Source organism: Kitasatospora sp. NPDC001683 (assembly GCF_053596495.1).
Genome location: NZ_JBSFGK010000096.1, coordinates 20,295 through 29,713, shown reverse-complemented (window position 1 = coordinate 29,713; position 9,419 = coordinate 20,295). Strand labels below are relative to the sequence as shown.

Sequence of the window (9,419 nt, the reverse complement as noted above, 5' to 3'; positions counted from 1 at the left end):
ACATTCCGAACCCGGAAGCTAAGCCTCACAGCGCCGATGGTACTGCAGGGGGGACCCTGTGGGAGAGTAGGACGCCGCCGAACAATTCTTCAGAAGAACCCCCCATCCGGATTCCGGATGGGGGTTCTTCGCGTTTCCGGGCCGTTCGTCTCGCTATTCGTCTCGGTTCGAAAGCGCCAGCTTGAAGCCGAGGTGCGACGGCACGAAGCCCAGCCGTTCGTAGAAGCGGTGCGCGTCCGTGCGGGTCGCGTCGGAGGTGAGCTGGACGAGGTCGGCGCCGAGTTCGCGGGCGCGTTCGACGGCCCACCGGATCAGTTCGGTGCCGAGTCCGCTGCCGCGTTCGTCGGCGTGGACGCGGACGGCCTCGATGATCGCGCGGGTGGCGCCGGTCCGGGAGAGGCCGGGGACGAGGGTGAGTTGCAGGGTGCCGATGGTGCGGCCGGCGCGTTCGGCGACGACCAGGTGCTGGTGCGGGTCGCCGTCGATGCGGGTGAAGGCGGCGCGGTACGGGGTGAGGTCGGCGGGGGTCTCGCGGGTGGCGCCGAGTGGGTCGTCGGCGAGCATGGCGACGATCGCCGGCAGGTCGGCCTCGGAGGCCCGTCGGATCGTCAGAACGGCCGTTTCAGTCATGATCGGAGAATAGAGGGCCCTGGTTGCTCGACCACCCTTGTCTACGCCCGTAGCGCGCCCTTCACGGCCCTTCTGGAGCGATTCCTGGTCATGTCCCGGGCGCGGCGCTGGTGATGACGGCGAAGACGGCGCCGTGCGGGTCGAGCAGCTGGGCGAGGCGCCCGACGCCGTGCACGTCGGTTGCCGGGATCCGGACCGTGGCGCCGAGCTGTTCGGCGATGGCGAGGCTGGCGTCCACGTTGGGGACCTCGAAGTAGGGGAGCCAGTGCGAGCCGGTGCCGCGCGCGGTGTGCTCGGGGCCGAGCTGCATGATGCCGCCGTGGGCGTCGTCGGTGCCGCCGCCGGCCGGGGTGAGGACGGTGTACAGCACCTCGCCGAACGGGACGTCCTGCTCCTGCCAGCCGAAGACCGCGCGGTAGAAGGCCTTGGCCTGGTCGGCGTCGACGCTGTAGCACTCGGCCCAGCAGAGGCTGATCTCGTCGTTGACCAGGTCCAGGCCGCGGGTGTCGTGCGGCTGCCAGACGGCGAAGTCGGCGCCGGTCGGGTCGGTGTAGCCGGCCATCCGGCCCGCGGTGAAGACGTCGAAGGGGGCGAACCGCACGCGTCCGCCGGCCTGTTGGACGAGTTCGGTGGTGCGGTCGGCGTCGTCCGTGGCGAAGTACAGCGTCCAGCCGGGCGGGGTGCTGCCCTCGTCGGCGAGCGGGCCGAGGGCGGCGACGGTGCGGCCGTCGAGCTGGAAGAAGCCGTAGCCGCCGGCCTCGGGACCGGCCGAGTCGAAGGTCCAGCCGAACAGGGCGGCGTAGAAGTCGACGGAGGCCCGGGTGTCGGGGCTGCTCAGGTCGAGCCAGTCCGGGGAACCGGGGCGGAAGTCGGTGTTGAGCATGGCGGCACTGCTCCTCGGACGGGTCCCGTGCGGGCGCGGGCGCGGTCGACGACCCCTGGGGTCATACCAGCCTGGCACCTCGGCGGGGGCCCCGCACGGCGGGTCGGCACCGGGGCTGCCCCGGGTGCGCGGCCTTCCGGGGCGTCGGGGTTGTCCGCGCGGGGCGGTACGGTGCGTAACGGAATGGTCCACCCGTACCGGTCGAAGGGGGTTCCGGTGGGCAAGCAGGCGCAGTCGGGGCAGCAGGTGCCCCGCCAGCTCGCGCAGGTCGAGGGCGTGCTGGAGCGGATCACCTACGCCAACGAGGAGACCGGCTACACGGTGGCCCGGGTGGACACCGGGCGGGGCGGGAACGACCTGCTGACGGTGGTGGGCGCGCTGCTGGGGGCGCAGGTCGGCGAGTCGCTGCGACTGCACGGGCGGTGGGGCTCGCATCCGCAGTACGGGCGGCAGTTCACGGTGGAGAACTACACCACGGTGCTGCCGGCCACGGTGCAGGGCATCCAGCGGTACCTGGGATCGGGGCTGATCAAGGGGATCGGGCCGCGGTTCGCCGAGCGGATCGTGGAGCGCTTCGGGGTGGACACCCTGGAGGTGATCGAGAACGAGCCGGGCCGGCTGATCGAGGTGCCGGGGCTGGGGCCGAAGCGCACCAAGAAGATCGCCGCGGCCTGGGAGGAGCAGAAGGCCATCAAGGAGGTGATGGTCTTCCTGCAGGGGGTCGGGGTGTCGACCTCATTGGCGGTGCGGATCTACAAGCAGTACGGCGACGCCTCGATCGGGGTGGTGAGGAACGAGCCGTACAAGCTGGCGGCGGACGTCTGGGGCATCGGCTTCCTGACGGCGGACCGGATCGCCCAGGCGGTGGGGATCCCGCACGACAGCCCGGAGCGGGTGAAGGCGGGGCTGCAGTACGCGCTGTCGCAGAGCAGCGACCAAGGGCACTGCTACCTGCCGGAGGAGCGGCTGATCGCGGACGGGGTCAAGCTGCTGCAGGTGGACGTCGGGCTGGTGATCGACTGTCTGGCGGAGCTGGTCGCCGCCGAGGGCGTGGTGCGCGAGACGGTGCCGGGGGAGGCGGGCGAGCCGATCACCGCGGTCTACCTGGTGCCGTTCCACCGGGCGGAGATCTCGCTGGCCAACCAGCTGTTGCGGCTGCTGCGTTCGGATTCCGACCGGTTGCCGTGGTCCGCCGACGTGGACTGGCCGGTGGCCTTGGAGTGGCTGGCGAAGCGGACCGGGACGCAGCTGGCGCCGGAGCAGGAGCAGTCGGTGCGGCTGGCGCTGACCCGCAAGGTCGCGGTGCTGACGGGTGGCCCGGGCTGCGGCAAGTCGTTCACGGTGAAGTCGATCGTGATGATGGCGCTGGCCAAGCGGGCGAAGGTGGTGCTGGCGGCGCCGACCGGGCGGGCGGCTAAGCGGCTGGCGGAGCTGACCGGGGCGGAGGCCTCGACGGTGCACCGGTTGCTGGAGCTGAAGCCGGGCGGGGACGCCGCGTACGACCGGGACCGGCCGCTGGACGCGGATCTGGTGGTGGTGGACGAGGCCTCGATGCTGGACCTGATCCTGGCGAACAAGCTGGTCAAGGCGGTGCCGCCGGGGGCCCACCTGCTGTTCGTGGGGGACGTGGACCAGCTGCCCTCGGTGGGCGCCGGGGAGGTGCTGCGGGACCTGCTGGCGGAGGACGGGCCGATCCCGTCGGTGCGGCTGACCCGGATCTTCCGGCAGGCGCAGCAGTCGGGGGTGGTGACCAACGCGCACCGGATCAACGAGGGGAAGCCGCCGCTGACGGAGGGGCTGACGGACTTCTTCCTGTTCGTGGAGGACGACGCGGAGCGGGCGGCCGGTCTGACGGTGGACGTGGTGGCGCGCCGGATCCCGCAGAAGTTCGGCTTCGACCCGCGCCGGGACGTGCAGGTGCTGGCGCCGATGCACCGGGGTCCGGCCGGGGCGGGGAACCTGAACACGCTGTTGCAGGGGGCGGTGACGCCGGCCCGGGAAGGGCTGGCGGAGCGGCGCTTCGGCGGGCGGACGTTCCGGGTGGGGGACAAGGTCACCCAGATCCGCAACAACTACGACAAGGGGCGGAACGGCGTCTTCAACGGCACAGTTGGAGTGGTGACCGCCCTCAGTCCGGACGACCAGCGGCTGACGGTGCTCACCGACGAGGACGAGGAGGTGTCGTACGACTTCGACGAACTGGACGAGCTGGCCCACGCGTACGCGGTGACGATCCACCGCTCGCAGGGCAGTGAGTACCCGGTGGTGGTGATTCCGGTCACTATGTCCGCTTGGACGATGCTCCAGCGAAACCTGCTGTACACCGCTGTGACCAGGGCGAGGAAACTCGTGGTGCTGGTCGGGTCACGGAAGGCGATCGCGCAGGCCGTGAGGACCGTCAGTGCAGGTAGGCGGCATGCCGCGCTCGATCATCGACTTGCTTCTGGATGATTATCCAACAGGATGGTTGCCTCTAATGTTCTCTTGACGTGAAGAGATTTACGGCAGAGCCTAGGGTTGTGCCGATCTTGTCCGGTTCGTACCGGCTGCGGCGGCAGGTTTTGTAGGGGCGGGCCCTTCCGGGCCACCCCGGGTGCGCGACTGTCCTCCGGATGGGGGATGGTAGAGACAGTCAGGGCACCTTGGAAGAGGATTCATTTCGTCGGTGAGGAAGACGTGAGCGACAACTCGGTAGTACTGCGGTACCAGGACGGCGAGTACGAGTACCCCGTCGTCGAGAGCACTGCGGGCAACTCCGGCTTCGACATCTCGAAGCTGCTCCCGCAGACCGGCCTGGTCACCCTGGACAACGGCTTCGGTAACACCGCCGCGTACAAGTCCGCGATCACCTTCGTGGACGGTGACAACGGCATCCTGCGGTACCGCGGCTACCCGATCGAGCAGCTCGCAGCGCAGGGCGGCTTCATCGAGACCGCGTACCTCCTGATCAACGGCGAGCTGCCCAACGCGGACCAGCTGGCGGACTTCAACCGCGAGATCACCCAGCACACGCTGCTGCACGAGGACGTCAAGCGCTTCTTCCAGGGCTTCCCGCGGGACGCCCACCCGATGGCCATGCTGTCCTCGGTGGTCGGCGCGCTCTCCACGTTCTACCCGGAGAGCCACAACCCGTTCGACGCGGCCCAGCGCCACCTGTCGACCGTCCGCCTGCTGGCCAAGCTGCCGACGATCGCCGCGTACGCGTACAAGAAGGCGATGGGCCAGCCCTTCGTCTACCCGCGCAACGACCTGAGCTACGTCGAGAACTTCCTGCGGATGACCTTCGCCGTCCCGGCCGAGGACTACGAGCTCAACCCGGTCGTGGTCAACGCCCTGGACAAGCTGCTCATCCTGCACGCGGACCACGAGCAGAACTGCTCGACCTCCACCGTGCGCCTGGTCGGTTCCAGCCACGCCAACCTGTTCGCCTCGATCTCGGCGGGCATCTCGGCCCTGTGGGGCCCGCTGCACGGCGGCGCCAACCAGGCCGTGCTGGAGATGCTCGAGAGCATCCAGAAGGACGGCGGCGACGTCGACTCGTTCATCACGAAGGTGAAGAACAAGGAAGCCGGCGTCAAGCTGATGGGCTTCGGCCACCGCGTCTACAAGGCCTTCGACCCGCGCGCCGCCCAGGTCAAGCTGCTGGCGCACGAGGTCCTCGGCCAGCTCGGCAAGAGCGACGAGCTGCTGGAGATCGCGCTCAAGCTGGAGGAGCACGCCCTCAAGGACGACTTCTTCATCTCGCGCAAGCTGTACCCGAACGTGGACTTCTACACCGGCCTGATCTACCGCGCCATGGGCTTCCCGACCAGCATGTTCACCGTGCTGTTCGCCCTCGGCCGGCTGCCGGGCTGGATCGCCCACTGGCACGAGATGATCAACGACCCGACCAGCCGGATCGGCCGCCCGCGCCAGATCTACACGGGCACCGCGATCCGCGACTACGTCGAGCTCGAGCAGCGCTGACGTAGCACCGCACCGAAAGGGGCCCGGCCGCTGCTGAGCGGCCGGGCCCCTTCGCGCGTCCCCGCGCGGACCCGGCAGGGCCCGCGCGGGGACGGAACCGTACGGCGCACGACTCCGGGGCCGGCTGCGGCCGGGGACGGCCGCTCAAAGCGTCCCTGACCCGCCACGACCCCGGCGCCGTGCGCGAAGGCCGTCGAAAAGCACGACGACCGTCCCGGGGCCCGCCGGAGCCCCGTCGGCGACAGCTGCTGGAAGAGCGGGACACGTTGCCGTTAGCCGCGCCCCGTCCATCGGGAAAACTGCCGCACTACCAACCTAAGACGTATCAGGGTGCGAGAAGTTACGCCCGGGGGGTGTGAGCTGCCTCTCGCCACGCTCCGTAGGCGCTTGGTACCACGCCCATATCACACCTTCCCTCGCGCGCGACGTCACCCTCCCCGCAGTCACGGCAACCGAGCGTGATAGGAATCGTGGCATTCCGGTACGGACCGTCGCGCACCTCGTCGCGCGACGGCGGAACTGGGGAGGGAGTGCGCAGATGGCCAGGAACGTCGTCGTCACCGGCGGTGGTACGGGAATCGGGTACGAAGTCGCGCGGCGGTTCGCCGAGGCGGGCGAGCACGTGGTGATCGTCGGTCGCCGTCGGGCGGTCCTGGAGAAGGCTGCGGCCGACCTCGGGCCGAACGTCACCCCGCTGGTGTGCGACCTCGCCGACCCGGACGGGGTGGAGGCCGCGCTGGCCGAACTGCCCGAGCGGATCGACGTGCTGGTGAACAACGCCGGCAGCCGGGAGACCGTGGTCGGTGGCGGGCCGCACGCCCTGCTGGCCCGCTGGCGCGGCGACTTCGAGCGCAACGTGCTGACCGTGGTGCTGCTCACCGAGTCGATCCGGGACCGGCTCACCCCGGGCTCCGGCCGGGTCGTCACCATCAGCTCCATCGCCGCCCTGCGCGGGGCCGGCTCGTACGGTGCGGCGAAGGCCTCGCTGCACGCCTGGAACCACTTCCTGGCCGCCCAGTTGGGCACCTCGGGAATCACCGCCAACATCGTCGCGCCGGGCACGGTGGCCGGCACCGAGTTCTTCGGTCCGCGGCTGGACGAGCCCGAGGTGGCCCGCCGGGCGGCGCGCACCCTGCTCGGCCGGATCGGCGAGACCGGGGAGGTCGCGGCGGCGGTGCACTTCCTGGCCTCGGCCGAGGCCGGGTTCATCACCGGCGAGATCCTGCACTGCAACGGCGGGGAGCTGCTGGGGCGTTGAGCCACGGTGAGGGGCCCGGACCGCGCGGGCGGTTTCCAGCGGTCCGGGCCCCTCTTGCCGCCAGGACTCAGGCCGGCCGGAAGCGGCGCAGCCGGAGGCTGTTGCTGACCACGAAGACCGAGGAGAAGGCCATCGCGGCCCCGGCGATCATCGGGTTGAGCAGTCCGGCCGCCGCCAGCGGGATCGCCGCCACGTTGTAGCCGAAGGCCCAGCACAGGTTGCCCCGGATGGTGCCGAGGGTGCGGCGGGAGAGCCGGATGGCGTCGGCCGCGGCGCGCAGGTCGCCGCGGACCAGGGTGAGGTCGCCGGCCTCGATCGCGGCGTCGGTGCCGGTGCCCATCGCCAGGCCCAGGTCGGCCTGGGCGAGCGCGGCGGCGTCGTTGACGCCGTCGCCGACCATCGCCACGACTCTCCCCTCGGACTGCAGCCGCCTGACGGTGTCGACCTTGTCCTCGGGCAGCACCCCGGCGATGACGTCCCGGGGGTCGATGCCGACCTCGGCGGCGACCGCCCCGGCCACCGCCGCGTTGTCACCGGTCAGCAGCACCGGGCGCAGGCCCAGCGCGCGCAGCCGGGCGATGGCCTCGGCGCTGGTCGGCCTGACCGCGTCGGCGACCTCCAGCACGGCCCGGGCCTGGCCGTCCCAGCCGACCGCGATCGCGGTGCGGCCCGCCGCCTCGGCGGCGGCCCTGGCGCGGGCCAGGACGGGTGGCAGGTGCTGGGCGCCATCGGCCAGCAGGGCCTCGCGCCCGGCGGTGACCGTACGGCCGTCCACGACGCCCTCCACGCCCCGGCCGGGCACGCTGCGGAAGTCCGCCACCGGCGGCAGCCCGCCGAGGCGGTCGGCGGCGGCTTCGGCGACGGCCCGGGCGACCGGGTGTTCGGAGGCGTGCTCCACCGCGCCGGCCAGCCGCAGCGCCTCGGCCTCGGTGACGCCCTCGGCGGTGTGCACGGCGACCAGTGCCATCCGGCCGGTGGTGACGGTGCCGGTCTTGTCCAGCACGACGGTGTCGACCCGGCGGGTGGTCTCCAGCGCCTCGGGGCCCTTGATCAGGATGCCGAGCTGGGCGCCGCGGCCGGTGCCGACCATGAGCGCGGTCGGGGTGGCCAGGCCCAGGGCGCACGGGCAGGCGATGATCAGCACGGCCACTGCGGCGGTGAACGCCTCGGTGGGGCTGTCGGTGACCAGCAGTCGGCCGACCAGGGTGGCGAGGGCGATCAGGATGACCACCGGGACGAAGACGGCCGAGATCCGGTCGGCCAGCCGCTGGGCGGCGGCCTTGCCGTTCTGGGCCTGCTCGACCAGTCGGGCCATCCGGGCCAGCTGGGTGTCCGCGCCGACCCGGGTGGCCTCGACCACCAGGCGGCCGCCCGCGTTGACGGTGGCGCCGGTGACGGTGTCGCCGACGGTGACCTCGACCGGGACGGACTCGCCGGTGAGCATCGAGGCGTCCACCGCGGAGCTGCCCTCGACCACCGTGCCGTCGGTGGCGACCTTCTCGCCCGGGCGCACCACGAAGCGCATGCCCACGGCCAGCCGGTCCACCGGCAGCCGGACCTCCCGGCCGCCCCGGAGGACGGCGACGTCCTTGGCGCCGAGGTCGAGCAGGGCGTGCAGGGCGGCGCCGGCCCGGCGCTTGGCGCGGGCTTCCAGGTGGCGGCCGAGCAGGATCAGCACGGTGACGGCGGCGGCGGTCTCCAGGTACAGCGTGCCGGAGGCGTCGGTGTCGCCGATCGCGAACGAGAAGTCGTGCCGCATCCCCGGCAGGCCGGCGTGGCCCCGGAACAGGGCCCAGCAGGACCAGCCGAAGGCGGCCAGGGTGCCGAGCGAGACCAGGGTGTCCATGGTCGCGGCGCCGTGCCTGAGGTTGGTCCAGGCGGCGCGGTGGAACGGCAGGCCGCCGTAGGCGACGACCGGACCGGTGAGGGCGAAGGCCAGCCACTGCCAGTCGGTGAACTGCAGGGCCGGGACCATCGAGAGCAGGACCACCGGGACGCTGAGCACGGCGCTGATCAGCAGGCGCTCGCGCAGGGGATCCTGCTCGGCGGGCCGGGTGGCCGCGGGCGGCTCGGCGACGGCGGCCGGGGGCGGCGGGAGCTCAGCGGTGTAGCCGGTGCGCTCGACCGCGGCGATCAGGTCCTCGACCGTGACGCCGGGACCGTAGTCGATCCGGGCCTTCTCGGTGGCGAAGTTGACGGTGGCCTCGACGCCGTCCATCCGGTTGAGCTTCTTCTCGATCCGGGCCGCGCAGGAGGCGCAGGTCATCCCGCCGATCGACAGCTCGACCCGGTCCCGGGCCTCGAGGCCGGGGGCGGAGGTGGTCATGCGGGTGGCTCCTCGGTGGGGGCGTGCGGCGGGGGCCGGGACGTCGGGCCCCCGCCCTGCGCGGGGTTGCTCAGGCGGCGGGGCCGACCAGCTCGTAGCCGGCCTCGTCGATCGCGGCGCGGACCTGCTCCTCCGCCAGCGGGGCTTCGGAGGAGACCGTCACGGTACCCGCCTGGGCGTCGGCGGCGACCTCGGTGACACCGGCCAGCGCGGAGAGCTCCTCGCTGATCGCCTTCTCGCAGTGGCCGCAGCTCATGCCGGACACGGTGTAGGTGATGGTGCTGGACATCGGGGCCTCCGGGAGGTCGGTGCGGTACTGGCTCTCTTGCTCTCCCAACACCATACCCCTCAGGGGT

General features: G+C 71.7%; 7 protein-coding genes and 1 rRNA gene. 4 read left to right on the top strand and 4 right to left on the bottom strand.

All coding sequences use genetic code 11. The features are described 5' to 3' along the window. Positions 1 to 83: ribosomal RNA gene (gene rrf, locus ACWCYO_RS33750) — 5S ribosomal RNA — on the top strand; the annotation flags it as partial. A gap of 70 nt (positions 84 to 153) precedes the next feature. Here the strand turns inward: rrf and ACWCYO_RS33745 are convergent. After that, positions 154 to 630 carry an N-acetyltransferase family protein gene (locus tag ACWCYO_RS33745; protein WP_449786333.1) on the bottom strand — a complete coding sequence of 159 codons (477 nt, stop codon included), beginning with the start codon at positions 628 to 630 and terminating at the stop codon, positions 154 to 156. 88 nt (positions 631 to 718) lie between these two features. Next, entirely contained in the window at positions 719 to 1,513 is a 795-nt protein-coding gene (locus ACWCYO_RS33740; RefSeq protein WP_270143537.1) for a VOC family protein, read from the bottom strand. Between the two features lie 216 nt (positions 1,514 to 1,729). On the opposite strand from ACWCYO_RS33740, the gene recD2 reads away from it, so the two are divergent. From recD2 to ACWCYO_RS33725, 3 genes are all read left to right on the top strand, one after another. Continuing rightward, positions 1,730 to 3,964, top strand: a complete 2,235-nt coding sequence (gene recD2, locus ACWCYO_RS33735) for an SF1B family DNA helicase RecD2 (protein ID WP_270143535.1) — start codon at positions 1,730 to 1,732, stop codon at positions 3,962 to 3,964. A 225-nt stretch (positions 3,965 to 4,189) separates the two neighbouring features. Beyond that, positions 4,190 to 5,479, top strand: a complete 1,290-nt coding sequence (locus ACWCYO_RS33730; protein ID WP_270143533.1) for a citrate synthase — start codon at positions 4,190 to 4,192, stop codon at positions 5,477 to 5,479. Positions 5,480 to 6,017: 538 nt separating this feature from the next. Continuing rightward, positions 6,018 to 6,737 (top strand): SDR family NAD(P)-dependent oxidoreductase, encoded by a 720-nt coding sequence (locus ACWCYO_RS33725; RefSeq protein ID WP_270143531.1) that lies wholly within the window; start codon positions 6,018 to 6,020, stop codon positions 6,735 to 6,737. A 67-nt stretch (positions 6,738 to 6,804) separates the two neighbouring features. Here the strand turns inward: ACWCYO_RS33725 and ACWCYO_RS33720 are convergent, their stop codons facing one another. After that, positions 6,805 to 9,063, bottom strand: a complete 2,259-nt coding sequence (locus ACWCYO_RS33720; RefSeq protein WP_449786332.1) for a heavy metal translocating P-type ATPase — start codon at positions 9,061 to 9,063, stop codon at positions 6,805 to 6,807. A gap of 70 nt (positions 9,064 to 9,133) precedes the next feature. After that, positions 9,134 to 9,352 (bottom strand): heavy-metal-associated domain-containing protein, encoded by a 219-nt coding sequence (locus ACWCYO_RS33715; RefSeq protein WP_270150954.1) that lies wholly within the window; start codon positions 9,350 to 9,352, stop codon positions 9,134 to 9,136. Positions 9,353 to 9,419 lie beyond the last annotated feature (67 nt).